General features: G+C 63.6%; 22 protein-coding genes. 13 read left to right on the plus strand and 9 right to left on the minus strand.

Features of this window, described 5'->3' with window-relative positions; all coding sequences use genetic code 11:
* The coding region (locus MHM97_RS20695; RefSeq protein ID WP_239325148.1) for an FAD:protein FMN transferase at positions 1-379 on the minus strand (379 nt) is incomplete at its 3' end.
* Between the two features lie 211 nt (positions 380-590).
* Here MHM97_RS20695 and MHM97_RS20700 point away from each other — a divergent pair.
* From MHM97_RS20700 to MHM97_RS20730, 7 genes are all read left to right on the plus strand, one after another.
* The gene (locus MHM97_RS20700; RefSeq protein WP_239325150.1) at positions 591-1,934 is read left to right on the plus strand and encodes a Na(+)-translocating NADH-quinone reductase subunit A; all 1,344 of its coding nucleotides are present in this window, start codon (positions 591-593) and stop codon (positions 1,932-1,934) included.
* Between the two features lie 4 nt (positions 1,935-1,938).
* Complete coding sequence (locus MHM97_RS20705) at positions 1,939-3,138, plus strand: NADH:ubiquinone reductase (Na(+)-transporting) subunit B (protein ID WP_239325152.1); 1,200 nt, start codon at positions 1,939-1,941, stop codon at positions 3,136-3,138.
* Positions 3,131-3,943: a Na(+)-translocating NADH-quinone reductase subunit C gene (locus tag MHM97_RS20710; RefSeq protein WP_239325154.1), complete on the plus strand. Its 813-nt coding sequence runs from the start codon at positions 3,131-3,133 to the stop codon at positions 3,941-3,943. Before MHM97_RS20705 ends, MHM97_RS20710 begins: the two co-directional genes overlap by 8 nt.
* Positions 3,943-4,596, plus strand: a complete 654-nt coding sequence (locus tag MHM97_RS20715) for an NADH:ubiquinone reductase (Na(+)-transporting) subunit D (protein ID WP_239325156.1) — start codon at positions 3,943-3,945, stop codon at positions 4,594-4,596. The genes MHM97_RS20710 and MHM97_RS20715 overlap by 1 nt, the downstream gene beginning before the upstream one ends.
* Positions 4,596-5,204: an NADH:ubiquinone reductase (Na(+)-transporting) subunit E gene (gene nqrE, locus MHM97_RS20720; protein ID WP_239325158.1), complete on the plus strand. Its 609-nt coding sequence runs from the start codon at positions 4,596-4,598 to the stop codon at positions 5,202-5,204. The genes MHM97_RS20715 and nqrE overlap by 1 nt, the downstream gene beginning before the upstream one ends.
* 13 nt (positions 5,205-5,217) lie before the next feature.
* A complete protein-coding gene (gene nqrF / locus MHM97_RS20725) occupies positions 5,218-6,441 on the plus strand; it encodes an NADH:ubiquinone reductase (Na(+)-transporting) subunit F (RefSeq protein ID WP_239325160.1) in 1,224 nt (407 codons plus the stop codon).
* 219 nt (positions 6,442-6,660) lie between these two features.
* Positions 6,661-8,235 (plus strand): HAL/PAL/TAL family ammonia-lyase, encoded by a 1,575-nt coding sequence (locus MHM97_RS20730; protein WP_239325162.1) that lies wholly within the window; start codon positions 6,661-6,663, stop codon positions 8,233-8,235.
* Here the strand turns inward: MHM97_RS20730 and MHM97_RS20735 are convergent.
* Together MHM97_RS20735 and MHM97_RS20740 are read right to left on the minus strand one after the other, a co-directional pair.
* On the minus strand, positions 8,195-8,701 hold the full coding sequence (locus MHM97_RS20735; RefSeq protein WP_239325164.1) for an RES family NAD+ phosphorylase: 507 nt from the start codon (positions 8,699-8,701) through the stop codon (positions 8,195-8,197). The two genes, MHM97_RS20730 and MHM97_RS20735, sit on opposite strands and share 41 nt — an antisense overlap.
* On the minus strand, positions 8,701-9,051 hold the full coding sequence (locus tag MHM97_RS20740) for an MbcA/ParS/Xre antitoxin family protein (protein WP_239325166.1): 351 nt from the start codon (positions 9,049-9,051) through the stop codon (positions 8,701-8,703). Before MHM97_RS20740 ends, MHM97_RS20735 begins: the two co-directional genes overlap by 1 nt.
* Positions 9,052-9,230: 179 nt before the next feature.
* Between MHM97_RS20740 and MHM97_RS20745 the strand changes: the two genes are divergently transcribed.
* Genes MHM97_RS20745 through arsB form a run of 4 tightly spaced genes read left to right on the plus strand, consistent with a single transcriptional unit; the run spans position 9,231 to position 13,401 of the window.
* Positions 9,231-10,061 carry a metalloregulator ArsR/SmtB family transcription factor gene (locus MHM97_RS20745; RefSeq protein ID WP_239325168.1) on the plus strand — a complete coding sequence of 277 codons (831 nt, stop codon included), beginning with the start codon at positions 9,231-9,233 and terminating at the stop codon, positions 10,059-10,061.
* A gap of 42 nt (positions 10,062-10,103) precedes the next feature.
* Positions 10,104-11,102, plus strand: coding sequence for an ArsJ-associated glyceraldehyde-3-phosphate dehydrogenase (locus MHM97_RS20750; RefSeq protein ID WP_239325170.1), 999 nt, complete (start codon positions 10,104-10,106; stop codon positions 11,100-11,102).
* Positions 11,099-12,373, plus strand: a complete 1,275-nt coding sequence (arsJ, locus tag MHM97_RS20755) for an organoarsenical effux MFS transporter ArsJ (protein WP_239325172.1) — start codon at positions 11,099-11,101, stop codon at positions 12,371-12,373. Before MHM97_RS20750 ends, arsJ begins: the two co-directional genes overlap by 4 nt.
* Positions 12,370-13,401 carry an ACR3 family arsenite efflux transporter gene (gene arsB, locus MHM97_RS20760; RefSeq protein WP_239325176.1) on the plus strand — a complete coding sequence of 344 codons (1,032 nt, stop codon included), beginning with the start codon at positions 12,370-12,372 and terminating at the stop codon, positions 13,399-13,401. The genes arsJ and arsB overlap by 4 nt, the downstream gene beginning before the upstream one ends.
* A gap of 12 nt (positions 13,402-13,413) precedes the next feature.
* Here arsB and MHM97_RS20765 read toward each other — a convergent pair whose 3' ends face one another.
* The gene (locus MHM97_RS20765) at positions 13,414-14,715 is read right to left on the minus strand and encodes a replication initiation protein (RefSeq protein WP_239325181.1); all 1,302 of its coding nucleotides are present in this window, start codon (positions 14,713-14,715) and stop codon (positions 13,414-13,416) included.
* A gap of 695 nt (positions 14,716-15,410) precedes the next feature.
* Between MHM97_RS20765 and MHM97_RS20770 the strand changes: the two genes are divergently transcribed.
* Positions 15,411-16,790 (plus strand): AAA family ATPase, encoded by a 1,380-nt coding sequence (locus tag MHM97_RS20770; protein ID WP_239325185.1) that lies wholly within the window; start codon positions 15,411-15,413, stop codon positions 16,788-16,790.
* Complete coding sequence (locus tag MHM97_RS20775; protein WP_239325188.1) at positions 16,783-17,871, plus strand: ParB/RepB/Spo0J family partition protein; 1,089 nt, start codon at positions 16,783-16,785, stop codon at positions 17,869-17,871. The genes MHM97_RS20770 and MHM97_RS20775 overlap by 8 nt, the downstream gene beginning before the upstream one ends.
* An 11-nt stretch (positions 17,872-17,882) precedes the next feature.
* Here the strand turns inward: MHM97_RS20775 and cobA are convergent, their stop codons facing one another.
* Genes cobA through MHM97_RS20800 form a run of 5 tightly spaced genes read right to left on the minus strand, consistent with a single transcriptional unit; the run spans position 17,883 to position 25,881 of the window.
* Positions 17,883-18,782, minus strand: a complete 900-nt coding sequence (gene cobA / locus MHM97_RS20780; protein ID WP_239325191.1) for a uroporphyrinogen-III C-methyltransferase — start codon at positions 18,780-18,782, stop codon at positions 17,883-17,885.
* Positions 18,779-21,430: a nitrate reductase gene (locus MHM97_RS20785; protein WP_239325194.1), complete on the minus strand. Its 2,652-nt coding sequence runs from the start codon at positions 21,428-21,430 to the stop codon at positions 18,779-18,781. Before MHM97_RS20785 ends, cobA begins: the two co-directional genes overlap by 4 nt.
* Positions 21,427-21,759, minus strand: coding sequence for a nitrite reductase small subunit NirD (nirD, locus tag MHM97_RS20790; protein ID WP_239325197.1), 333 nt, complete (start codon positions 21,757-21,759; stop codon positions 21,427-21,429). The genes MHM97_RS20785 and nirD overlap by 4 nt, the downstream gene beginning before the upstream one ends.
* Complete coding sequence (nirB, locus tag MHM97_RS20795; RefSeq protein WP_239325199.1) at positions 21,756-24,194, minus strand: nitrite reductase large subunit NirB; 2,439 nt, start codon at positions 24,192-24,194, stop codon at positions 21,756-21,758. The genes nirD and nirB overlap by 4 nt, the downstream gene beginning before the upstream one ends.
* Positions 24,195-24,198: 4 nt before the next feature.
* A complete protein-coding gene (locus MHM97_RS20800; RefSeq protein ID WP_239325201.1) occupies positions 24,199-25,881 on the minus strand; it encodes an ABC transporter ATP-binding protein in 1,683 nt (560 codons plus the stop codon).
* Between the last annotated feature and the right edge of the window lie 3 nt (positions 25,882-25,884).

Genomic DNA, 25,884 nt, shown 5'->3' on the forward strand with positions numbered 1-25,884 from the left:
CGCTTGGCAGGGTGCCCGGCGTCTGACCGGCGCCAAAGCCCCAGAGGTCGATCAACGCCCCCACGGTGACGTCAAAGGCACCGTCGCTGGCCATATGCACATCCTGCGCGGCCTGCATCACATGGTGCAGCTCGGAGGAAACAGCGACATCCGCGCCCTGGGCCGCCGCATTGAAGCGCGAAATCTCGGAGCCCGCATCCCAGTTCGACATCTGGCGATTGACCTGCGCCAATGCCTGATCGACAGCGCCTTGCAGCTCTGCCTTGTCGATGGATTTGCTGTGATCGACAGCGACGATCGAGTAGCTGGTGCCCATCGTCAGCCCGCTGAGTTCCAGCAGGGACCATCCTTTCTTGCAAGCCATCAGTGCAAGTGGCATGACGATGAAGCTACGGCGAGAAAGGAGAAGAGGGTTCGACAAGGGCCTACTCCGCTAATGCTGCTAGTTGTTGGACGCGTTGTTCCCGAGAGCTTCTGGGGCAGAAAGAACCCGGGTTCAACAGTAAATTGGAAAATTTCCGTCTAAAGAACTTTCAAACCGCGTCGCAGTAACGCATAAGAGCGCCGGAAAATGGACAGGACATGAAGACGTGCAGCAACATTCGTTGAAAAAAGGTCTCGATGTTCCGGTGCTGGGGGCACCTGACAACAAGATCGAAGAGGCAGCAGAAGTCCGGACCGTCGCCGTCCTCGGACAGGATTATATCGGGCTGAAACCCCGGCTTTCGGTTCAGGAAGGCGACGTCATTGCCGCAGGCGCCCCGGTGTTTGCGCATAAGGATACGCCCGAGGTTTTGGTGACCGCCCCCGCGTCGGGCCGGGTGAAGGCGATCAACCGCGGCGCTCGTCGGGTGCTTGTCAGCGTCGAGATCGAGGTCGACGACGCCGCAGCCGAACCGGTGGATTTCTCTGCCGTCGGTGATGACAGCACGGCGCAGGGGCTGCGGGAAAAACTATGCACGGCCGGTCTCTGGACCGCGTTTCGCACCCGTCCCTATTCCAAGGTGCCCGCCCCGGACAGCAGCCCGGCGGCGATCTATGTCACCGCCATGGACAGCGAACCGCTGTCGGGGGATGCCGCCACCATCATCAACGACCAGCCCGAAGCCTTTGCCAAGGGTCTGGCTGCGGTGACCGTGCTCACCGAGGGCAAGACCTACCTCTGCCAGGACAGCGGTGCGACGATCCCCGGCGCCGAACTGGCCAGCGTGACCCCGGTGGGCTTTTCCGGCCCCCACCCGGCGGGTCTGGCCGGCACTCACATGCATTTCCTGGAGCCCCCGTCGGCAGAGAAAACCGTCTGGACCATCGGCTATCACGATGTGATCGCCATTGGCCGTCTGTTGCAGACCGGCCGGCTGGACAGCAGCCGCGTGATCGCGCTCACCGGTCCCGAATGCAGCCGTCCCCGGCTCATACGCAGCCGCGATGGCGCGTCGATGACCGATCTCTGCGCCAAGGATCTCTCTGGCGGCACGCCGATTCGGGTGATTTCCGGCTCCATCCTTTCGGGCCGCGCCGGCGACGGTGCCACCGCCTATCTGGGGCGCTACGCCCGTCAGATCACCCTGATCAAGGAAGACCACGACCAGATCCCGATGGGCTGGATTCGTCCGATGGCCTCGAAATACGCGGTGCAGCCGGTACTCGGCTCGGCCTTTTCCAAGAAACTCTATGCGCTGACCTCGAACCTCAACGGCGGCCGCCGCGCCATGGTGCCAATCGGCACCTTTGAACAGCTGATGCCGCAGGATTTCCTGCCCACACAGCTGTTGCGGGCGCTGCTGGTGATGGACACCGATCAGGCCCAGGCGCTGGGTGCGCTTGAACTGGACGAAGAAGACCTCGGGCTCTGCGGTTTTGCCTGCCCGGCCAAATATGAATATGGCCTCGCCCTGCGCGACAGCCTCAGCAAGATCGAAAGAGAGGGATAGGACTTTGGGTCTTCGCAATTTCTTTGATCGCATCGAGCCGCAATTCCTGAAGGGTGGCCGGTACGAAAAATTCTTCCCCATCTACGAGATGGTGGAGAGCTTCATCTACACGCCCAAGACGGTGACCACCGTCGCGCCGCATGCCCGTTCCTATATCGATATGAAGCGGATCATGACCTATGTGGTGCTGGCGACCATCCCCTGCATCCTGTTCGGTATGTACAACACCGGTCTGCAGACCAATATGGCGATTGCCGAATACGGTGCGTCGGGCTGGCGCGCCGCCATCATCGAGACGCTGGGCATCGGCTTTGATCCCAACAACCCCTTTGCCAATATCATGCACGGGTTGCTGTATTTCCTGCCGATCTACATCGTGACGCTGGTTGCCGGTGGTATTTTCGAGGTGATCTTTGCCGTGGTGCGTGGTCACGAGGTCAACGAGGGCTTCCTCGTCACCTCCATGCTCTACACGCTGATCCTGCCTGCAACGACGCCCCTGTGGCAGGTGGCGCTTGGCATCATCTTTGGTGTGGTGATCGGCAAGGAGGTCTTTGGCGGCACCGGCAAGAACTTCCTCAACCCGGCCCTGGTCGGTCGGGCGTTCCTCTACTTTGCCTATCCCGCCTATATGTCCGGTGAATCGGTCTGGACGCCCGTGGACGGGTTTTCCGGCGCCACCGCATTGGCGATCGGCGCCTCCGAGGGCCACGCGGCCCTGCCAGAGCGCGGGATCGAATGGATGGACGCCTTTGTCGGCACCATTCAGGGCTCCTTTGGCGAAACCTCGACCCTTGCGATCCTGATCGGTCTCGCCTTCCTGCTGATCGTCAAGATTGCCAACTGGCGGCTGATCGTCGGGTGTCTCGGAGGCATGATCGCCTTTTCGACACTGCTGAACTGGATCGGTTCCGACACCAACCCGATGTTTGCGATGCCCTGGTACTGGCACCTCGTGATCGGCGGCTATGCCTTTGGCCTTGCCTTCATGGTGACCGAACCGGTCTCCGCCTCGCACACCAACCTCGGCCGCTACATCTACGGCGCGCTCATCGGGTTCATGGTGGTGATGATCCGCGTCATCAACCCCGCCTTCCCCGAAGGCATGATGCTGGCGATCCTGTTTGGCAACGTCTTTGCCCCGCTGATCGACTACTTCGTCGTGCAGGCCAACATCAAACGGAGGGCCAAGCGCAATGTCTGATGCAAACCAGCAAAAAGGCCTGATCCGCCGCTTCCTCGACGCGCCGCCGGATTCGGTTGGCAAGACCGTCTTTGTGGCTGTGACCCTCTGCCTTGTGGCCTCCATGATCGTGTCCGCCGCCGCCGTGGCCCTGCGTCCGGTGCAAGAGGAAAACAAGCTGCGCGACAAGCGCATCAACGTCCTCCAGGTCGCAGGTGTCTATGACGAAAACGTGCCGGTGGCCGAAGCCTTTGCCGCGTTTGAACCGCATGTGCTGGATCTGTCGACCGGCGAATACACCGACCAGTTCGACATCGAGACCTTCGATGCGCTGGCGGCCTCGGATGACCCGGCCATCGTGCGGGCGCTGGACGAAGACCCCGCCGGTCTGGGCGGCACCATGCAGGCCTATCGCATGGTCTACGTGCTGCGCGACGATGCGGGCGCGGTCGACAAGGTGGTGCTGCCGATCGAGGGCTATGGCCTGTGGTCGACGCTCTATGGCTTCATCGCGCTCGAGGAAAACGGCAACGACATCTTCGGCTTGCAGTTCTACCAGCACGGCGAAACGCCGGGCCTCGGCGCCGAAGTGGACAACCCGCGCTGGAAAGCGCTGTGGAACGGCAAGAAGCTCTTCACCGAGGACGGCCAGCTGGCGATCACCGTGGCCAAGGCCGCACCGCCCGCTGGTCAGGACTACCACGTCGATGCGCTGGCCGGTGCGACACTGACATCTGTTGGCGTCGACAATCTGGTGAAATTCTGGATGGGCGAAGCCGGCTATGGCGCCTTCCTTGAGCGGCTCAAAGCAGGAGAGATCGACTGATGGCACAAACCTATCGTTCGCAACTTGTCGATCCGCTGGTCGACAACAACCCGATCACGCTACAGGTGCTTGGTATCTGTTCGGCGCTGGCCGTGACATCCTCGATGCAGGTGGCCTTTGTGATGGCGCTGGCGGTGACCCTGGTGACGGGTTTTTCATCCTTGTTCATCTCGATGCTGCGCAACCAGATCCCCTCCTCGATCCGGATCATCGTGCAGATGGTGATCATTGCGTCCCTGGTGATCCTGGTGGATCAGCTCCTGAAGGCCTATGCCTATGAAATCTCCAAGACGCTTTCGGTCTTTGTGGGTCTCATCATCACCAACTGTATCGTCATGGGCCGCGCCGAAGCCTTTGCGATGAAGAACCCGCCAGTGGCGAGCTTCATCGACGGGGTCGGCAACGGTCTGGGCTACGGGCTCCTGCTGATGATCGTCGCCTTCTTCCGCGAGCTGTTTGGCGCGGGCTCCCTGTTTGGCGTCACCATCCTGGAGACCGTGAACAATGGCGGCTGGTATGTGCCAAACGGTATGTTGCTGCTGCCGCCCTCGGCCTTCTTCGTCATTGGTCTGCTGATCTGGGGCATCCGCACCTGGAAACCGGCACAGGTCGAAGAGCGCGAATATAAAATTCAGACGGTGGAGGCACACTGATGGAAGGATTGCTTTCCCTCGCGGTCAAGGCCGTATTTGTTGAGAACCTCGCCCTGTCGTTCTTCCTCGGCATGTGTACCTTTCTCGCCGTGTCGAAAAAGATCTCGACCGCGATCGGGCTGGGTATCTCGGTCATGTTGGTGCAGGGCATCACCGTGCCTGCCAACAACCTGATCCTGACCTATCTGCTGGCGCCGGGTGCGCTGGCCTGGGCCGGGTTCCCGGATGTGGATCTGACCTTCCTTGGCCTGATCTCCTATATCGGTGTGATCGCGGCCATGGTGCAGATCCTCGAGATGCTGCTCGATAAGTATTTCCCGCCGCTCTACAACGCGCTTGGGGTCTTTCTGCCGCTCATCACAGTGAACTGCGCCATCCTGGGTGGCTCGCTCTTCATGGTGGAGCGCAGCTATGACTTTGCCGAAGCCACCACCTACGGTCTGTCCTCCGGGTTCGGTTGGGCGCTTGCGATCACCGCCATGGCGGGTGTGCGCGAAAAGCTGAAATACTCCGACATTCCCGACGGGCTTCAGGGTCTCGGAATCACCTTCATCACCGCAGGTCTGATGGCGATGGCCTTCATGTCCTTCAGCGGCGTGAAACTCTGAGAGGAGCGCAGACGTGACTACATTCGGACTAGGCGTTCTCCTGTTCACATTGATCGTTGTCGCACTGGTGACGATCATTCTGGCGGCCCGTTCCAAGCTCGTCAGCTCGGGCGATGTGAACATCACCATCAACGGTGAGAAAACCATCTCCGTTCCGGCGGGCGGCAAACTGCTGCAAACGCTGGCGGCCGAGAAAATGTTCGTCCCCTCCGCCTGTGGCGGGGGCGGCACCTGTGCGCAATGCCGCGTGCGTGTGCATTCCGGGGGTGGGTCGATCCTGCCCACCGAAGAAAGCCACATCACCAAGCGCGAAGCCTCCTGTGGCGACCGTCTGTCCTGTCAGGTCGCGGTCAAGCAGGACATGGACATCGAAGTGCCCGAAGAGGTGTTCGGCGTGAAAAAATGGGAGTGCACCGTGCGCTCCAATGAAAACGTCGCCACCTTCATCAAGAACCTGGTGCTGGAACTGCCAGAGGGCGAGGATGTGAACTTCCGCGCCGGTGGCTATATCCAGATCGAGGCCCCGGCGCACAAGCTGTCCTACAAGGACTTCGACGTCGAGGAAGAATACCGCCCCGATTGGGACAAGTTCAATCTGTGGCAGTATGAATCAACCGTCGATGAACCGATCGAGCGGGCCTATTCGATGGCCAACTACCCGGACGAAAAGGGCCTCATTATGCTCAACGTCCGCGTTGCCTCGCCGCCACCGGGTTCCACCGGTATTCCGCCCGGCCAGATGTCCTCGTATATCTTCAACCTGAAACCCGGTGACAAGGTCACTATCTCCGGCCCGTTTGGCGAATTCTTCGCCCGCGATACGCAAAAAGAGATGGTCTTTATCGGCGGTGGTGCCGGTATGGCGCCGATGCGGTCGCACATCTTTGACCAGCTCAAGCGTCTGGAAAACCGCGACCGCAAGATCACCTTCTGGTACGGGGCGCGCTCCAAGCGCGAGATGTTCTTTGTCGAGGATTTCGACCAGCTGGCAGAAGAATTCGACAATTTCGAGTGGCACGTGGCCCTCTCGGACGCGCTGCCGGAGGACGACTGGAAAGGCTACACCGGCTTCATCCACAACGTGCTCTACGAGGAATACCTCAAGAACCACCCGGCGCCCGAGGACTGCGAGTTCTACATGTGTGGCCCGCCGATCATGAACCAGTCGGTGATCAACATGCTGCTGGAACTGGGCGTGGACCGCGAGGACATCATGCTCGACGATTTCGGCGGCTGACACCACGCGCCGCAATCTGCGGACATGACATACGGATTACAGGGGGGCCATCGGCCCCCTTTTTCGTGGGACGGCCCCATCTGCCATGGCGAACCGTGTCGCAAACAGGCTTGACGGGGGACGTATTTGACGCTGCATTATGTACACTCATAATATTATTTGTAATGTACTTAATGTGCAGCCGGCGGGACACCCGCCCTCAACCATTGGAACAGCCAGATGTCCGCCCACGCCGCTTTGTCCGCGCAGGACCATGTCCTGCTCGACCGTCCGCTCAGCCCCTTTGACATCGAACAGATTGCCAAAGGGGCCGATCTGGTGCTTTCGGACGCGGCCATCGCCCGGATCAAGGCGGCCCGCGACATCGTGGATGCGATCGTCGACCGGGGCATCCGCGGCTACGGCATCAACACCGGCGTCGGCGCGCTCTGCGATGTCATCATCGGACCGGCGGATCAGTCAGCACTGTCCCATAACATCCTGTTCAGCCACGCCTGCGGTGTTGGCGCGCCCCTGCCCCCGGATGCGGCCCGGGCGATCATGGCGGCTCAGATCAACAACTTCTGTCATGGCCGCTCCGGTGTCCGCTGGGAAACGGTGGAGACGCTGCTGGCACTGCTGAATGCCGGGATCACGCCGGTGATGCCGTCGCAGGGGTCGGTGGGCTATCTGGTGCATTCGGCCTGCATCGGATTGCTGGTGATCGGCGAAGGCGAGGCCATGCTGAACGGGGACCGGATCAGCGGCGCCCAGGCCCTGCGCCACATCGGGCGGGCACCGCTGAAGCTTGGCGCCAAAGAGGGGCTGAGTCTGGTCAACGGCACCCCCTGCGCAACCGGCCTCGCCGCGCTGGCCTTTGCCCGCCTGTCGCGCCTGGTCGATTGGGCCGATGCCGCTGCCGCCTTCAGCTATGAGCTGCTGGGGCGGCAAAGCGACCCGTTCGAGGAACAGGGCCTCGGCCTGCGCATGTCGGAGGGGATGCGCACCTCGGCCAATACGGTGCGGACCTGGCTCAGCGGGCGCGGCCATGTCGCGGCAGATCGCGCCCGCACCCAGGATCCGCTCAGCCTGCGCGCGGTGCCGCAGGTACACGGCAGCGTCCGCGACGAGCTGGGCAATATCGCCGAGATCCTGCGCAACGAATTGCACAGCGTCACCGACAATCCCGTGGTCTGCGGCAGCCCGGAGGCGCCGGTGGTCTCCAGCCAGGCCAATGCGGTGGGCGCGGCCATCGGTTTTGCGGCGGACCGGCTGGCGATGATCGCGGCCCAGCTCGGCGCGATTTCCGAACGCCGCATCGACCGGATGGTCAATCCACTGGTCAGCGACCTGCCGCCGTTCCTCAGCGCCGACGGTGGCCGCTGCTCCGGCCTGATGATCGCGCAATATTCCGCCTCGGCCCTCTGTGGCGAAAACCGCCGCCTGTCGGTCCCCGCGAGCCTCGACGGCGGCGTCACATCCGCCTTGCAGGAGGACATCCTGACCCACGCCACACCTGCTGCGGAAAAGGCCCTGCATGTGATGCAGAACCTGTTTTACATTCTGGCGATCGAATTGCTGTGCGGGGCGCAGGCGCGTGACCTGCATCCCCTCCGCGGCGGGGCGGAGGCCAATGCCCGACTGTACGCGCGTTTGCGCGGACGGGTGGCTGTCTATCAGGATGATCGCCCGCTCAACCGCGACATCGAAGATGTGGCGGCGCTGCTGCGCGACGAATGTGCCTGCGCCCCGGATCTTGCAGACCGCAGGCCCCTCAGATCCGGTTCAGACGGTCTTCATCATCCACCACTGTAAGGTCCCCCGCATGCCAGCGCCACAGCACCAGGTTCAGACTGCTGTCACCGGTGCCGGGGGCAAAGCTGCGCACCAAAAGGCCCGCATACCCCGCGCCAATCAGGCTCCGGGCCAGATCCTGTGTCGGGACCTTTCGCCCATCGAGCATGGCCGCACGCCAGCCCGGGTCCGCCAGCCCGGCCGGTGTCATGCCCTGCCCCGCCAGCGCCTCCGTGTCGCGACTGTCGAATACCGGTCCCAGGTCGGCACGATACGAGACCAGCGTGGTCGGTTGCAGATCCCCCACCTGATTGGCCTCGCGCAGGGCCGTCGCCGGATCGAGCGCGGTATAGAGCGCGGCGCAGCCCTTCGGGTTGAAGCGGCCGCCGTAGCGCGCCGCCCCCACACCCGAGAGCGGCTCGCGCGCATAGACCGGGTTCAGCGCGCGATAGAGCGGCCCGTTGTAGTGCCCGTCTGTCAGGGGCATCAGGCGTAGACGCCCGCATCGACCGCGTCGATATACTCCAATACCGCCTGCGCCTTGCCGTCCTGGACCAGCTGCATCGCGGTGCGCCCGTCAAAACCCGCCAGCGGTTCGGAACGATACCAGGCATAGGCCATCAATTCGGAGCCGAACCGGGGCTGCACCTTGTTCAGCACCTCCACCAGCTCCCGCAGGCGCCGCTGGGTCTTGGCCGATTGCACCCGCGCCCGGCGCTGCAACGCATCCTTGCCAAGCCCCACGGTCATCGCCACTTCCTCGGAGGAGGTGCGCAGCACGGCTGCGATCTTGCGCGGGTCGAACAGCCCGCCATCCGCAAATTGCATGATCTGCATCTCGACCTCCATACAGTAATACTGACGTTATATAGCGTAATTTTTGGCGGCAATCAAGGTATCACACCGTGTCAGGCCTCGCACGGCAAGGACCCAGACGGCGCAGCACAGCGACAGGTCGGGCCGCAAGACGCAAACGTAGCCTTGCAATCCGCCTTTATTTCGATAAAACGAGAATTATGGAAGCACTGATTCCCCTCCGCCTGTCCGTTCTGGGCCATCCGCAACGCCTCTCGGTGTTCCGGCTCCTGATGCGCCGGTATCCAGACCGCGTGCCCGCCAGCGAGATCGCAGCGGCCCTGGAGGTCAAACCCAGTACACTGTCGTCATATTTGTCTGCTTTGATGCAGGCCGGATTGGTGACGCAAACCCGCGAGGGCACATGGCTCCACTATCAGGTCGACATGACAGGCATGCGCGAGACACTCGATGCGCTGTTTTTCGACTGCTGCCGTGGCCGTCCCGAACTCTGCTTGCCTGCACTCCCCGATGAGACCCCGGAGACCCCTGCCATGACCGACTCGAAATATAACGTCCTGTTCATCTGCACCGGCAACTCGGCCCGGTCGATCTTTGCCGAATCGATCCTGCTGGCCGAAGGGGGCGACCGGTTCAATGTCTACTCGGCAGGCACCAAACCCTATTCCGCGCTGAACCCCTTCGCGCTTGAGGTGCTGCGCAACAAGGGACATGACACAGCTACGCTGCGCGCCAAGAACGTCAGTGAGTTCACCACCGACACCGCGCCGAAGTTCGATTTTGTCTTCACCGTCTGCGACGGTGCCGCCAATGAGGAATGCCCCGCCTGGGAGGGCCAGCCCATTTCCGGCCATTGGGGCATGCCCGACCCGGTCAAGGCCGAGGGCACCGACGCCGAACGCAGCCTCGCGTTCCAGCAGGCCTATGGCACGCTCAAGAACCGCATCCGCGCCTTTGCCGCCCTGCCCTTTGCGGAGCTGGACCGGATTTCACTGCAAAAGGCGGTGGATGACATCGCGCGCGACCACTGAGGCCGCACCGCCCTGACCCTCACGGAAATATAAGGACAGCACATGACCGTCTATGCATTGAACGGCCTTGGCCGGATGGGCAAACTGGCCCTGAAACCGCTGCTGGAACGCGGCGCCCAGATCGCCTGGATCAACGACGCGGTGGGCGATGCGGCGATGCACGCCCATCTTCTCGAATTCGACACGGTGCATGGCCGCTGGGACGCGGAAATCACAAGCGATGACGACAGCATCACCATCGACGGCACCCGCCTGCCCGTCCTGAACCAGACCCGCATCGCGGATCTGCCGCTCGACGGCGTCGATGTGGTGATCGACTGCACCGGGGTATTCAAAACCGAGGCCAAGCTCGCCCCCTATTTCGAGGCGGGCGTCAAAAAGGTCGTGGTCTCCGCCCCGGTCAAGGATGGCGATGCCGCAAATATCGTCATGGGCGTCAATGACGACATCTATGACCCGGCCCGCCACCGCATCGTGACCGCCGCAAGCTGCACCACCAATTGCCTCGCGCCGGTAGTGAAGGTGCTGCACGAGGGGATCGGCATCAAACATGGCTCGATCACCACGATCCATGATGTGACCAACACCCAGACCATTGTTGATCGCCCGGCCAAGGATCTGCGGCGGGCGCGCTCTGCGCTCAACTCCCTGATCCCGACCACCACCGGCAGCGCCACCGCGATCACGCTGATCTACCCGGAACTCAAGGGCAAACTGAACGGCCATGCGGTGCGGGTGCCGCTGCTGAATGCCTCGATCACCGATTGCGTGTTTGAGGTGGCCCACGAGACCACCGCCGAGGAGGTGAACGCCATGTTCCAGGAGGCGGCGACCGGCGCGCTCTCCGGTATCCTCGGTTATGAGGAACGCCCGCTGGTGTCGGCGGACTACACCAATGACACGCGCTCCTCCATTGTGGATGCGCCCTCGACCATGGTTGTGAATGGCACGCAGGTGAAGATCTACGCCTGGTACGACAACGAGATGGGCTATGCGCATCGTCTGGTGGATGTGGCCCTGATGGTGGGTGAGAGCCTGTGACCTCCACGCCCGCGCAGAACGGCCTGGCCGCCTATGTGGCGGTGACGGCGGCCTATTGGGCCTTCATGCTGACCGATGGCGCGCTTCGGATGCTGGTGCTGTTGCACTTTCATACGCTGGGGTTCAGCCCGGTGCAGCTGGCCTATCTCTTTGTCCTTTACGAGATCGCGGGCATGGTCACCAACCTCTCGGCAGGCTGGATCGCGGCGCGGTTTGGCCTGACGACGACGCTTTATGCCGGGCTCGGCCTGCAAGTGGTGGCGCTGGTGGCGCTGACGCAGCTTGATCCCACCTGGCAGATCGCCACCTCGGTGGCATTCGTGATGGCGGTGCAGGGATTGTCGGGCGTGGCCAAGGATCTGGCCAAGATGGCGTCGAAATCTGCCGTCAAACTGCTCGCCCCGCGCGAGGGCGACGGGCTGTTTCGCTGGGTGGCGGTGCTGACCGGCTCCAAGAACGCGGTCAAGGGGCTGGGCTTCCTGCTGGGCGCAGCCTTGCTCGCGCTGGCGGGGTTCACATGGGCAACGCTGGGCATGGCGATCATCCTCGGCCTGATCCTGATCGCGGTGCTGATTGCCATGCCCGCAGGCCTGCCCACCGGGCGCAAGGGCGCCAAGTTTTCCGAGGTGTTCTCCAAATCCGCCAATATCAACTGGCTGTCGGCAGCGCGGGTGTTCCTGTTTGGCGCGCGCGACGTCTGGTTCGTGGTCGGCATTCCGGTCTATTTCTACGCGGTGTTGTCGGACGGCACCGAAGAGGGCAACCGTGCGGCGTTTTTCATGATCGGCACGTTCATGGCGATCTGGATCATCTGCTATGGCGCCGTGCAGGCCGCCGCGCCCCGCATCCTGCGCGCGCCATCGCGCAGTGAGGCTGACCTGATCGCCGCCGCCCGCCGCTGGGCTGCAATGCTCGCGGTGGTGCCCGCCGTCCTCACAGCAGCTGTATTGATGTCGGGCGGACCTGCGCTCTGGCTCACCGTGACGCTGGTGGCAGGCCTCTTGCTGTTTGGGGCGCTTTTTGCGGTGAATTCCTCGCTCCACTCCTATCTGATCCTCGCCTTTTCCAAGGATGAACGGGTCACGATGGATGTGGGGTTTTATTACATGGCCAATGCAGGCGGGCGGCTTTTGGGCACTGTTCTGTCGGGCCTCACCTATCAACTGGGCGGTGTTGCAGCCTGCCTCGGCACGGCCACCGTGATGATCGCCCTCAGCGCGCTGATCGCCGGTCGCCTGACCGCCCCAACACCAGAAAGCACCCCGGCATGAGCATCTTTGAAAAATACCTGAGCATCTGGGTGGCGCTGGCCATGGTTGCGGGCATTGCGCTTGGCAATCTCTCCCCTGCCCTCGTGGACACCATTGCCGCCGCCGAGGTCGCCAGTGTCAATCTGGTGGTGGCGGTGCTGATCTGGGCCATGGTCTACCCGATGATGATCGGCGTGAACCCCAAGAGCCTGCGGGATGTGGCACGCCAGCCCAAGGGGCTTGCGATCACGCTGGTGGTCAACTGGCTCATCAAGCCCTTCAGCATGGCCGCCCTTGGTGTTCTGTTTTTCGAGGTGGTCTTTGCACCCTTCCTGAACCCCGCTGACGCCCAGCAATATATCGCCGGGCTGATCCTGCTCGGGGCCGCGCCCTGCACCGCCATGGTGTTTGTCTGGTCGCAACTGACCAAGGGCGACGAGAGCTATACGCTGCTGCAAGTCTCGGTGAACGATCTGATCATGGTGGTGGCCTTTGCCCCTATCGTGGCCTTCCTGCTTGGGGTCACCGATATCGAGGTGCCGTGGAGCACGCTGATCCTCTCGGCGGTGTTGTTTGTGCTGCTGCCCCTTGTGGCCGGTCTCTGGACCCGGGGGCGTCTGGGGGATGAGGCGCGTATCGCCGCCTTCCTGGCACGGATCAAGCCGCTGTCGATCATTGGCCTGATCGCAACCGTGGTGATCCTGTTTGGCCTGCAAGGTCAGGTCATTCTCGACCGCCCCGCCGTGATCGCCATGATCGCCGTGCCGATCCTGATCCAGAGCTATGGCATTTTCTTCATCGCCTATGGCGCCGCCTACGCGATGCGGGTGCCGCACCGGATCGCCGCGCCCTGCGCGCTGATCGGAACGTCGAACTTCTTTGAACTGGCGGTCGCGGTTGCAATCAGCCTCTTTGGCCTCAATTCCGGCGCAGCATTGGCCACCGTCGTCGGCGTGCTGGTCGAGGTGCCGGTGATGCTCACCCTGGTGGGTTTTGCCAACCGAACGCGGGCCCGGTTTGCCCCGGCGCCCGCACTGTCCACGCGCTAAGCCCGGCCGCGCTCAGGCCTCCGCCGCATCCGCTGGGTCGTCAAAGGCGTCGGGTTCCAACTCCTGCCAGAAGGCAATGATGGCACCGGCGTTCAGCGCCGAGCGCCACCCGTGCTGGCGGAAATGCTCGCGGTCGAGATCACTGTCGAGCCGCGACAGGAACAGGCGCTTGTCGGCATCACGTTGCGTCGGGTTTCGCCGCGAAACCAGGGTTTCGACAATATCGAGGTGGCGCGCCCTGTCCCGCCGCTCCGCCGCCCGCGCGGCAAAGGCTGCATCCTCCGCCGCCTTTGCCGCCGCGCGCGCCTCGCGTTCCGCCGCCAGGCGCGCTTCGGCCTCCGGGTCCGGATTGGCCGGGGTCGCGCGCCCCTCTTGCGCCACGGAGTAATCACCGTTGATCGCCGCCCGCAAATAGCCGACGCGGGATTTCACCTCGCCCTGCCCCGACACATAGTCGAGCTTTTCCTGAACATAGTCCTGCCCATGTTCGGTGATCCATTGCCGCGCCAGCCGGTCCGAGACCCCCTGCCCGCGCAATGCCTTGTAGACCGGCAGATTGCGCAGCCCGTCGCTATCATCGATCTGGAACATCGCCATCTGCGGATTTTCCTTGATCAGAAAACGGATCTCGCTGACGGCACGCCCTTTCTTGCGGGTCTGCGGCTCGATGATGATGTCGGAGCTTTTGTTGACCTCGGCCACCGCCGGCTTGATGATCTTGGCGTTGAGGTGCTTGAAACTCTCGTAATAGGCGGACCCGTCCACCCCCATCAGTTTGCGAAAGATGTCGAGACTCCACCACCCCGTCGATCCCGTCCGCACGAAGCGATAGCAGTTTTCATACAGGGCCAACCCGTGGCCGGAGGTGAAGTTGCGCTGTATCTTTACATTGATCAGCGCGTAGATCTTCGGGTCATGCAGCTTCTGCGCCAAGGCCGGGGAATAGGCATATTCACAGACGCCGTTCTTCAGCTTGGCATAGCTCAGCAGCGCCGAGACCCCCCATTCCTGGTGGCCCTGCTCATCCAGCATGTCCCATTCCGCAACCGTTTCCGCCAGCGCCCGGAGACTGGCGCGCAGACTGTCCACATCGTTGGAGTTGTATCCCACCATCATCGCCAGCGTGCGCGCGTCGATGGTGTGGCTGCGGGCCGAGGTCAGCGTGTCGTAGGCATTCAGCAACAGCACATTCGACAGCTTGCGCTGCAACAGAGTCAGCTTGCCACTGATGTGGATTGCGGCGACATTCTTTTTCACCGTCTCTCGCGTCAACGCGCCGGTCAGCCGTTCCCCGTCGAAAGCCTGCTCTGCCATGGAATCATCTGCCTTGATGTTTTTTGCAACTCTGCCACAAAAGGAACCCGACAGACAATTACCCACGGGTTCCTATCACGCGGCACGACAGAGGTCCTCCCTTGGTCCCAAAGGTACCCATCCACGGGATGTCCGAAGCGTTTCTACGAGGAATGCGAATCATGCGCCCTCGCAACTCCACACCTCAGACCGCCAGAGCGCGGCGGAGGAAACAGGGTCTAACCCGGGCCTTTAGTGTCGAAATTCGAGTCCGAAACCGCTCCACGCGCGGCTCTGGCGCTCTGTGTCACAGGTTTCGCGCCGGGGGACCCATCCCGAGAATCGGGACCTTTCCTCCCGCTCAAGGGGCCTGTTCATCCTGCATACAGGTCCCTTTCGTCCTGCATATAGGTCCCCATCTTCCTGTAAAGTGGCACCTTTGGCCGTTTAAGGCGTTGAGTACAAATGATTTCCCCGACCTAAAGCTTCTAAAGACTCTAAAAAAACTAAACGCTTTGTTGTGTTTCTATTTCTGGGTTTTTCGATGCAATGCCGCCAAGGATGATGCCAACCCCTACGTTTCGCCACGAAACCGCTGACAGGCACCTGAAAAATCTCCGCACCGGGTCCGTATGACCTATGCAGGCGCGGGGATGTTCTCTATTCTTGGGCATATAACAAAAAACCGCAGACATTCATCGAGATCGAGCAACCTGATGAGTACCCCTCCATTGCCCCCCTATTTCAATCTGGACCCGGAAAAAGCCGCAGGCAAGCTGCCCGATCCGATCCAGACCACCCGCTTTGCCAAAGCCGCGGCCTTGTGTACCAAGGGACGCGAGGATCTGGCCCGACGCGGCTATGCCCCCGACGGCGAAAAGCGGCTGCGCAAGTTCTCTGTCTGGGAAATCACCCGCTATCTGATCCCGGTTGCGCCGCAACATCTGCGCCGGGTTTTGAAGGCGCATCCGGATCTGCCCCAGGGCGAAGGCGAAGGTGGCTCCAAATGGTTCACCCTCGAAGAAGTGCTCGCTCTGCGTCAGCATTTCGCGAGCGAGGGGATCTCGACCAAGGAATACCTGCCCTACCGGCCGGAAGGTCTGCCGGCCAAGGTCACCGCGGTTGCCAACTTCAAGGGCGGCGTGGGCAAGACCTCGACGGCTGCGCATCTGGCGATGTCGGCGGCGCTGGACGGTTACAAGGTGCTGGTGATCGACCTCGACAGCCAGGGCTCCATGACCTCGATCCTCGGCGGCACCGTGGAGGACGAATGGTCGACGGTGTTCCCGCTGGTGGCCAAGGATTACGCCAAGGCCGTGCTGGAAGAGAACGCTGTCCGCGCCGCCGCCGGCGAGCCGGAGCTGGCGCTGGATGAAACCCTGAACGAGGCGCTGACGGTTTCGCCGCGAAACGTCATCCAGAAAACCCATTGGCCCAATATCGACCTGATCGGCGCGCAGCTGAACCTCTATTGGGCGGAGTTCCAGATTCCGGTCTGGCGCATGGGGTTGCGGAGCTGGCCGCTGTGGGATGCGTTGAGCAACTTTCTTCAGGACGAAGGTATCCTTGACGAGTACGACATCGTCTTTCTCGATACGCCGCCGGCGCTTGGCTATCTGACCATCAACGCGCTGGCCGCTGCCGATATCCTGCTGGTGCCGCTGGGGGCATCGTTTCTGGAATTCGACAGCACGGGACGGTTCTTTGACATGCTCTATTCGACCTTTGCGTCGATCGAGGAGGGCGAGAACGTTGCGCAGCGTGCGGCCGGTTTGCCTGAAATTAAGTTCGAATGGGATGTAGTAAGGGCGCTGATCACGCGCTTCGACGCCAGTCAGCAGACGGATATGGCGAATGTGATCCAGGCTTACTTCGGCGATTTCATGAATGCCTACCGTCAGGATGTCACGGCCCTCGTGGGCCAGGCGGGAGAGCAGGTAAATGGGATCTATGAAGCGGATTATCGCGACTTCAACCGCGATACCTATGTACGCGGGCGGGAAACCTTTGATCGCACCTATGCCGAGTTCAAGGAACTCCTCATCGGCAGCTGGTGGCGCGATGCCCGGATGGCAGGGGACCAGCAGGATGGCTAAACGCAGACGACTGACCGCACCGGATGCCTCGGAGATCGAGGCGCTGGAAGAGGGTTTCGCGACGAAACCAAGCGTCAACCCGTTCGAAACAGGCACCCAGAGCGCGCCGCCGATCGCCAAGGTCTCGGCCGAAACCGCCAAGCTACGCGGCATGGCGGCGGTGACCGACCGGGTGGAGATGGCCCGCGACAAGGCCGATGCCGGTCGCTGGCGCAGCGCGGAGGAAGCGGGGCAGGTGGTGCAACCGGTTCCGCTGGAACAGATCGACCGCGACTACTTGCGGCGGGATCGCATGGCGGTGGACGAGGAGGAGCTTCAGGAGCTGATTGCCTCGGTGCGCCAGAACGGCTTGCGCAGCCCGGTCGAAGTGGTGGCGCTGGAGGACGGCGGCTATGGTCTGGTGTCCGGGTTCCGCCGGCTTGAAGCCTATGCGCGTCTGAACCGTGGTCACGAGGGGTTTGCCGAGATCCCCGCCTTTGTGCGTCAGGGCAGCGACAGCGCCGCGGCCTATGTCTCCATGGTCGAGGAAAACGAGCTGCGGGCCAATCTGACGCCCTATGAACGGGGCCGCATTGCGGTTCTGGTGACGGGGCAGGGGGTCTTTGCCTCGGTCGAGGAAGCGGTGGATGTCCTGTTCGCGGCGGCGTCCAAGGCAAAACGCTCCAAGGTGCGCAGCTTTGCCGCCGTGCATGAGGGGCTGGGCGATCTGTTGCGCTATCCCAGTGCGCTGTCCGAGAAGGCCGGATTGCGGCTGGCGGCGGCGCTGCGGGCCGGGGGGCAGGCGGGTTTGCGGCAGGTCTTGGCCGGCGCTGCACCGGACAGTGAGCGCGCGGAATGGAAGCTGCTGGAAACAGCGCTGAATGCCCAGGATCAGGGCGGGGCCGCTGCCGTATCCGCCCGCGGTGGGCGCCCGCGTCAGGTCACCCGGCTGAGCCCGCGCAGCCTGCAAGGGGGCGGAGATCTGAGCGCTGAGGTGTCCCCGAAAGCGGTCCGGATCGACCTCAAGGGGCGCGGGTTGTCACCGGAGCAGGTCGAAACCTTGCTGACGCTGATCGAAGCCCACGTCAGCGATGCAGAGTGAGCGTAGCGGGGTCACCCCGGCGCCGGTTGTCCCTGCGCCGGACGTGAGTGTCCCAAGGCCTGGTCTGGCTGCCTGGCGGGTTTCGGCCAGGTCACGATAATCAGGGCGCAGCCGGTGATGGCGGCGGCGCAGAGTGTGTCCGGCAGCTGGTCGAGGCGGCATGCCAGGTGCTGTTCACCGGGTTTCGCCACATCAGCTGCGATCCGAACCGGCGCCCGGCGCGGCAGACCCTGGGAGATGAGCCCGTCCCGGATGCGGCTGGCCTGTCGCACCGACATGTAGAACACAGAAGTGGTTCCGGGGCCGGCATGACGGGTGCTGTCGGGCAGGGCGCTGCCGTGTCGACAGGTGCCGGTGGTCAGGATCAGCGTATCTGCCACGCCGCGTTCCGTGAGGCTGATCTGCTGATGCGCCGCCGCAGCGCAGGCGGCGGTGATACCGGGCACGACCTCCACCGGGAGGCCGGCCAGCCGGGCGGCGGTGAGCTCTTCGGTCAGCCGTCCAAAAATGCCCGGATCGCCGGATTTGAGCCGCACCACGCGCTGGCCCTTCAGGGCTTCGGCAACGATGCAGGCGTCGATCCGGTGTTGCGGCCAGGCATGTGCGCCCACCTCCTTGCCCACGTAGATCCTGCGACAGCCGCGCCGGGCGAGGGCGATCACCTCCGGATCGACCAGCCGATCATAGAGCAGCACATCGGCGGCGCGAATGCGCGCCAGGGCCCGCAGGCTCAGCAGGTCGGCAGCGCCGGGTCCCGCGCCCACCAGGGCGACATGGGATCGCGCCCGGCGCCGGGCCAGGTCACGGGAGGGGCGCACCGTAAGAGGGACCTGGAGCAAGCTGGCGGTCTGACGACACAGGCGCAGCCCCCAGTCGAGGGCGCGGGTGGCGGGTGCGGGCAGGGCGGTCATTCTGCGGCCTCCTGGACCTGGATACGCGCCAGAAGCGCGGCGATTTCGGGCTTGCAGGAGCCGCAATTGGTTCCGGCCTGAAGCGCTGCGCCGACGTCATCGACCGTCATCAGGCCGCCGGTTTCGATGGCGGTGAGGATGCTGTTCACTCCGACCGAGAAACAGGAACACAGGATCGGGCCCGGATCAGGCTGGTCCACCGGCGCACGGCCGGTCAGGACTGTGGGCGCTGTGGTGCCGGGCACGCCGGTCAGGTAATCGCGCATGACGGCAACGGGCTGCGGGGCGACGAACAGGGCGGCCTGCACGCGCCCGCCGTGCAGGTAGGCGAGCCGGGTGGTGCCGCGCGCCGGGTCCGATAACAGCTGCACATCCGCCCGTGGCAGGTCGAACAGGTGGCGGGCGGTGGCGTCCCAATCGGCAATGGCGCGGCGCCCGGCAAGTTCCAGTCGCCAGCCCCCCGGGGTGCGCGCCCGGGCCCAATAGTCGGCGATCTCCAGCGTGTCGCGATCAAGAGGCGTGGCAGAGACGGCAAACCCGTACCAGCGGGCCTCGAACCGCGACACGGCAACCACGCTTGCCTTGCTCTCGGGCTGGCCGGAGACCGGATCCACCACCGGAGCCACCAGATGGTCGATCCGCGCGGCGGGGGCTGTCTCTGCGGTCCAGTGGATCGGGGCAAAAACCGTGCCTGGCTGACCGTCATCGGTGATGCGCGCCCGCAGGAGGGCGCGGCCGTGGGGGCTGCTGAGTTGCACCAGATCCGCCGGTTTGATCGCCAGCCGGGCGGCGTCCTCGGGGTGAAGATCCACATAGGGTTCGGCCAGATGCGCCGAGAGCCGTGGGGACAGGCCGGTCCGCGTCATCGTGTGCCATTGGTCGCGAATGCGCCCGGTGTTGAGCCGGAACGGATAGCGCGGGCTGCGTTTGGCCACCGGCGGGCGGTGCTGAACCGGGATCATCTGCGCCTTGCCATCGGCGTGGTAGAAGCGCCCGTCGGCAAAGAAGCGCCCGCCGGACCGCTCCGCAGTCCGGGGCCAGCGCCCGGGAAGGAGCGTGTCATAGGCGTCATCGTCCAGCGCCGACAGGGCCGAGATGTCGAAATCGCGCCCCAGCGCGGCTGCCTTGCCGGAGAGCGCCGCGTAGTCTCGGAAAATCGCGGCGGGGCTGTCGTAGGCGAAGGCCTGCGGCCAGCCCATACGCCGCCCCACATCGCAGAGGATCTGCCAGTCGGGGCGGGCCGACCCCGGAGGCGGGCGCAGGGCGCGCTGGCGGCTGATGGTGCGGTCGGAGTTGGTAACGGTGCCGGATTTTTCGCCCCAGGCGGCGGCGGGCAGCAGCACGTCGGCGAGCCGCGCGGTATCGGTTTCCGCACTGATGTCGCTGACGACGGTAAACGGGCAGCGGGTGATGGCCTGTGCAACCCGATCCGCATCCGGCATGGAGACAGCCGGGTTGGTGTGAATGATCCAGAGCGCCTTGATCTGCCCGGAATGGATCGCCTCGAACATGTCGACGGCCTTGAGTCCGGGGGCGGCGGGCAGGGTGGGGGCGGCCCAGTGATCCTGCACGATGGCCCGGTGGTCGGGTGTGTCCAGATCGAGATGGCAGGCAAGCATATTGGCCAGCCCGCCGACCTCGCGCCCGCCCATGGCGTTGGGCTGTCCGGTGACGGAGAAGGGGCCGGATCCGGGGAGTCCGATGCGTCCGGTGGCCAGATGGCAATTCAGGATCGCGTTCACCTTGTCTGCGCCGGCGGCGGATTGATTGACGCCCTGGCTGTAGAGGGTGACGACGCGCGGGGTTTCGATCCACATCCGGCAGAAGCGGTCGATCTCTTCGGGCGGCAGGCCGGTTGCGTCCGGATCGTCATCCTGCGCCGCGGCGAGGGTTTTGTCCAATCCATTGACATTGCGCAGAAAATCAGGATTGAGCGCAGCAGACCGCGCGATCCGGGACAAGAGGTGATTGAACAGGGCGACATCCGACCCGATGCGGAGTTTCAAGTGCAGATCGGCGGTATCGCAGCTTGCCGTGTGGCGGGGGTCAATCACCACGATGCGGGTGCCGCGTGCCGCCCGGGCCGCCAGCAGTCGCTGGTGCAGCACCGGGTGGCACCATGCCAGGTTGGAGCCCACCAGCACCACCAGGTCGGCCTCGTCAATATCCTCATAAGTGCCGGGCACGGTGTCACTGCCAAAGGCGCGTTTGTGGCCGGCGACCGAGGACGCCATGCAGAGCCGCGAATTGGTGTCGATATTGGCGGAACCGATGAAGCCCTTCATCAGCTTGTTGGCCACATAGTAATCCTCGGTCAGCAGCTGGCCGGAGACGTAGAAGGCGACGCTGTCGGGACCATGGGCGGCAATCGTCTCGCGGAACCGGGTGGCGACCAGATTGAGGGCGCTGTCCCAATCGGTGTCGGCGCCGTGAATGCGGGGCGCGCGCAGGCGGCCCTCCAGTCCGGTGGTTTCCGCCAGCGCCGCGCCTTTGGAACACAGCCGCCCCCGGTTGGCGGGGTGGTCCGGGTCTCCCTTGACCTCCAGCCCGTCCGGGCCACCCCGCCGCATCAGGACTCCACATCCAACGCCGCAATAGGGGCAGGTGGAGCGGGTCCAGCTCTGTTGATCCTGCGCGGGCGATGTCATGCGGCGTCCCGCTTGCCAAGTTCGGTGGCATCCATCAGCAGGCGCCCGCCTTCGATCCGCACGGAGTAGGTGGCGACCTGGCCCTGATCCGCGCCCTGTGCGGCGCCGGTTTCGAGGGAAAACACCCAATTGTGCAGCGGGCAGGTCACCTGTTTGCCGTGCACGATCCCATCCGACAGCGGCCCGCCCTTGTGTGGACAGCGGTCGGACAGCGCATAGACTTCGTCCTCGGCGGGGCGGAACAGCGCGACGCAGCCCAGCGGGGTCTTGACCACCCGCGCACCGCGCAGGGGGATGTCGTCCAGGGTGCCAATATCGATCCAGCTCATTCCGCGGCCTCCAGGGTCAGGTCTGCAAGGGGTTGATAGGTTTCGGCTTTGTCCTTGGCGTGCTCCGCCCAGGGGTCTTTGCGATAGATGCTCTGCGACAGCTCGAACCGCTCGACCAGGGCGTGGCGCTCTGCGGCATTGTCGACGATGCGCGCGCGCACCCACTCCAGCCCCACCTTGGCGAGCCATTTATAGGGCCGGTCCAGGTATTTGGCGTGTTCGCGGTAGAGCTGGACAAAGGCCACGGTCATCTCCATCGCCTCCTCCTCGGTGGCGACATCCGCCAGCCGCTGGGTCTCCTTCAGGTCCATGCCCGCGGCGCCGCCGACGCCGATCTGATAGCCGCTGTCGACGCAGACGATGCCGACATCCTTGCAGGTGGCCTCGGCGCAGTTGCGGGGACAGCCGGAGACCGCGAGTTTGACCTTATGCGGTGTCCACGATCCCCAGAGGGCCTGTTCCAGCTTGACGCCCAGCCCGGTGGAATCCTGGGTGCCAAAGCGGCAGTGATCGGTGCCGACGCAGGTTTTGACGGTCCGGAGCCCCTTGGAATAGGCGTGGCCCGAGACCAGTCCGGCCTTGTTCAGATCGGCCCAGATCGCGGGCAGGTCCGTGCCCTTGATGCCCAAGAGGTCGATGCGCTGGCCGCCAGTGACCTTCACCGTCTTGGCGTCGTATTTCTCGGCCGCATCGGCAATGGCCCGCAGCTCGCGCGGGTTGGTGAGGCCCCCCCACATGCGCGGCACCACCGAAAATGTGCCGTCTTTCTGGATGTTGGCGTGTTTGCGCTCGTTCACGAACCGGCTTTGCGGATCGTCCTGATATTCCACCGGCCAATCGGCGAGCAGGTAGAAGTTCACCGCCGGGCGGCAGACATGGCAGCCGTTGGGTGTCTTCCAGCCCAGTTCCTGCCAGACGGCGGGCTGGCTTTTCAGCGCCTTGGCCTTGATCAGGCGGCGGACGTCCTCGTGGGTGTGGTCGGTGCAGGCGCAGATCGGTTGCGCCTGTGGCGCGGCGTAGTCCTCCCCCAGCTTCACCTCCAGCAGCTGTTCCACCAGCCCGGTGCAGGTGCCGCAGGAGGCCGAGGCCTTGGTGGTTGCCTTCAGGGCGGGCAGGTCGGTTGCGCCGCCTTCGATGGCGTCGACGATGGTGCCTTTGCAAATGCCGTTGCAGCCGCAGATTTCCGCGTCACGCGGCAATGCTGCAACGGCTGAGAGAGGGTCCGCGGCGGCCCCTCCCTGATAGGCGGGGCCAAAGATCAGCGTGTCGCGCATCTCGGACACATCGGTGCCATCCTTGATGAGGCCGAAGAACCAGTTGCCGTCGCTCGTGTCGCCATACATCACCGCCCCGACCAGCCTGTCGCCTTCCAGCACCAGCCGCTTGTAGACGCCCCGTGCGGGGTCGCGAAACACGATATCCTCGCGGGTGTCGCCTGCGGTGAAATCACCGGCGCTGAACAAGTCGCAGCCGGTGACCTTGAGCTTGGTCGAGAGCGATTTCTGCCGGAACGCGGCGTCCTGGCCGAGCAGGGTTTGCGCGGCCACCTTGGCCTGATCATAAAGCGGCGCCACAAGGCCGAAGATCGCGCCATCATGTTCGACACATTCGCCCACGGCCAGCACATCGGCGTCCGAGGTCAGCATCTGGTCGTCCACATGAATGCCCTTGCCCACCGCCAGGCCGGCCTCGGCAGCCAGGGCGGTATTGGGACGGATGCCCACGGCCATCACCAGCAGATCGCAGGGCAGCTCGGTCCCGTCATCCAGCACCAGTGCACGCACCTTGCCATCTGCGCCCGCGATCTCCTTGGAGTTCGCAGAGAGCCGCACGGTGATGCCCTTTTCCTCCAGCGATTTCTTCAGCAGATAGCCTGCGGCCTCGTCCAGCTGGCGCTCCATCAGGTGGCCCATGATGTGCACCACGGTGACATCGGCGCCGCGCGCCGCCATACCGGCTGCCGCCTCAAGACCGAGGAGACCGCCGCCGATCACCACCACCTTGTTGCCCGCCTGCATCTCCATCATGCGATGGGTGTCCTCGAGGTCGCGGTAGGCGATGACGCCTTCCAGATCATGACCCGGAAGCGGGATGATGAAAGGGTTGGAGCCGGTGGCGAACAGCAGCTTGTCATAGGCCAGCACCTCGCCGGCCTCGGAGGTCACGGTCTTGGCGGCGCGGTCGATCCGGGTGATTTTCTGGCCAAACCGTGTGTGCACGCCATTGGCGGCGTACCAGTCATCGGAATGGGTGATGATCTCCGCGTAGGTCTTGTCACCCGACAGCACCGGGCTGAGCATGATACGGTTGTAATTACCGCGGGGTTCGGCGTTGAACAGGGTGATGTCATAGGCGTCGGGGGCAGTCTCCAGCAGATGCTCGATGACCCGGCCCGAGGCCATGCCGGCCCCGATGATGACGAGTTTTTCGGTCATGATGTCACTCCGCCGCGATCTTTTTTGCGGTTGCTGTGGGTTTCGGTTTCGCGCCGTGTTCGTATTCCTCGAGGAAATCGAGCACGTCCTGGCGATAGGCGTAATAATCCGGGTGTTCGAGCAGTGCCTTGCGGGTGCGCGGGCGGGGCAGCTTCACATCGGTGATCTTTCCGATCGTGGCCTGCGGCCCGTTGGTCATCATCACTACCCGGTCGGCGAGCAGGATCGCCTCGTCCACGTCATGGGTGACACAGATCGCGGTCACCTTGGTGCGCGACCAGACCTCCATCAGCACCTCTTGCAGCTCCCAGCGGGTGAGGCTGTCGAGCATGCCAAAGGGTTCGTCCAGCAAGAGCAGTTTCGGCGACAGGGCAAAGGCGCGGGCGATGCCGACCCGTTGCTGCATCCCGTTGGACATGTCGCAGGCGGGCTTGTCCATCGCCTCGGCGAGGCCGACCCGTTCGAGGTAATAGTCCACCACATCCTGACGTTCCGCCCGGCTGGCCCTGGGATAGACCTTGTCCACCCCGATGGCGCAGTTTTCCCGTGCCGAGAGCCAGGGAAACAGGTTCGGCGACTGGAACACCACCGCGCGTTCCGGGTCGGCGCCTTCGACATGTTTGCGGTCGAGTTTGATCGCGCCCTTTGAAATCGGGTTGAGACCGGCGGCCATGGTCAGCACCGTGGATTTACCGCATCCCGAATGGCCGATCAGCGAGATGAACTCGCCCTTGTTGATCTTGAGGTCGAAATCCTCGACCACTGTCAGCGGTCCCTTGGGCGTGGGGTAGATCTTGTGCAGCTGCGAAAAGTCGAGATAGCGCTCCTCGGCGAGCGCGGTCCCGGCCTCGGCAAAGGTAACCGGCAGCTGGTGGATCGGCGTCACATCGGGCAGCAGCTTTGTGCCCTCGACCCGTGATTTGATCCCCACATCCATCAGGTGCCCGGTGACGGCGGCGCGCAGGTGCTTGAAACGATCGTCGGTGTTCATCGCGCTGCGATCCCGGGGCCGGGGCAACGAGACCGCGAACTCCTCGCCCAGCGTGCCGTCGGGGTTCAGGGCGATGATGCGGTCGGCCAGAAGGATGGCCTCGTCCACGTCGTTGGTGATAAGCACGCAGGTCTTTTTGTCGGCTTCCCAGATCGCCTCGATCTCCTCGGCGAGATTGGCACGGGTGAGCGCGTCGAGCGCCGAAAGCGGTTCGTCCAGCAGCAGCACCTCGGGGTCCATCGCCAAGGCGCGGGCGACATTCACCCGCTGGCGCATGCCGCCGGACAGTTCGGCCGGGCGGCGGTGACGGGCATGGGACAGCCCCACCATCTGCACGTAGTGGTCGACCTTGGCGGTTTTTGCCGCCCGGTCCAGCCCGGGAAAGATCGCATCCACCGCAAGCCCCACATTGCCGGCCACGGTGAGCCAGGGCATCAGCGCGTAGTTTTGAAAGATCACGCCGCGTTCCGGGCCGGGGCCGGTGATCTCCCGGCCCTTGAAGGTCACGCGCCCGCTGGTGGGGCGCTCCAGCCCCGCCATCAGGTTAATCAGGGTGGTCTTGCCGGTGCCGGAAAAGCCAAGGAGAACAAGGAACTCGCCTTCTTCGACCCGGAGGTTGATGGACTTCAGCACATCGGTGGTGGTGGTGCCGGTGCCATAGGATTTGGAGACGTCGGCAAATTCGAGAATGCTCATCAC

Origin of the sequence: Epibacterium sp. Ofav1-8 (assembly GCF_022348185.1) — a bacterium.
In the GTDB taxonomy this organism is placed as follows: Bacteria; Pseudomonadota; Alphaproteobacteria; order Rhodobacterales; family Rhodobacteraceae; genus Epibacterium.

Bases quoted from the DNA above. Each gene is read 5' to 3' on its own strand.
- MHM97_RS20710 (WP_239325154.1), top strand. From the start codon at position 3,131: ATGTCTGATGCAAACCAGCAAAAAGGCCTGATCCGCCGCTTCCTCGAC.
- MHM97_RS20745 (WP_239325168.1), top strand. From the start codon at position 9,231: ATGGAAGCACTGATTCCCCTCCGCCTGTCCGTTCTGGGCCATCCGCAA.
- nirB (WP_239325199.1), bottom strand. From the start codon at position 24,194: ATGACCGAAAAACTCGTCATCATCGGGGCCGGCATGGCCTCGGGCCGG.
- nirD (WP_239325197.1), bottom strand. From the start codon at position 21,759: ATGAGCTGGATCGATATTGGCACCCTGGACGACATCCCCCTGCGCGGT.
- MHM97_RS20765 (WP_239325181.1), bottom strand. From the start codon at position 14,715: ATGGCAGAGCAGGCTTTCGACGGGGAACGGCTGACCGGCGCGTTGACG.
- MHM97_RS20735 (WP_239325164.1), bottom strand. From the start codon at position 8,701: ATGCCCCTGACAGACGGGCACTACAACGGGCCGCTCTATCGCGCGCTG.
- MHM97_RS20715 (WP_239325156.1), top strand. From the start codon at position 3,943: ATGGCACAAACCTATCGTTCGCAACTTGTCGATCCGCTGGTCGACAAC.
- cobA (WP_239325191.1), bottom strand. From the start codon at position 18,782: ATGACCGCCCTGCCCGCACCCGCCACCCGCGCCCTCGACTGGGGGCTG.
- MHM97_RS20775 (WP_239325188.1), top strand. From the start codon at position 16,783: ATGGCTAAACGCAGACGACTGACCGCACCGGATGCCTCGGAGATCGAG.
- arsB (WP_239325176.1), top strand. From the start codon at position 12,370: ATGAGCATCTTTGAAAAATACCTGAGCATCTGGGTGGCGCTGGCCATG.
- MHM97_RS20750 (WP_239325170.1), top strand. From the start codon at position 10,104: ATGACCGTCTATGCATTGAACGGCCTTGGCCGGATGGGCAAACTGGCC.
- MHM97_RS20730 (WP_239325162.1), top strand. From the start codon at position 6,661: ATGTCCGCCCACGCCGCTTTGTCCGCGCAGGACCATGTCCTGCTCGAC.
- nqrE (WP_239325158.1), top strand. From the start codon at position 4,596: ATGGAAGGATTGCTTTCCCTCGCGGTCAAGGCCGTATTTGTTGAGAAC.
- MHM97_RS20770 (WP_239325185.1), top strand. From the start codon at position 15,411: ATGAGTACCCCTCCATTGCCCCCCTATTTCAATCTGGACCCGGAAAAA.
- MHM97_RS20740 (WP_239325166.1), bottom strand. From the start codon at position 9,051: ATGCAGATCATGCAATTTGCGGATGGCGGGCTGTTCGACCCGCGCAAG.
- MHM97_RS20800 (WP_239325201.1), bottom strand. From the start codon at position 25,881: ATGAGCATTCTCGAATTTGCCGACGTCTCCAAATCCTATGGCACCGGC.
- MHM97_RS20785 (WP_239325194.1), bottom strand. From the start codon at position 21,430: ATGACATCGCCCGCGCAGGATCAACAGAGCTGGACCCGCTCCACCTGC.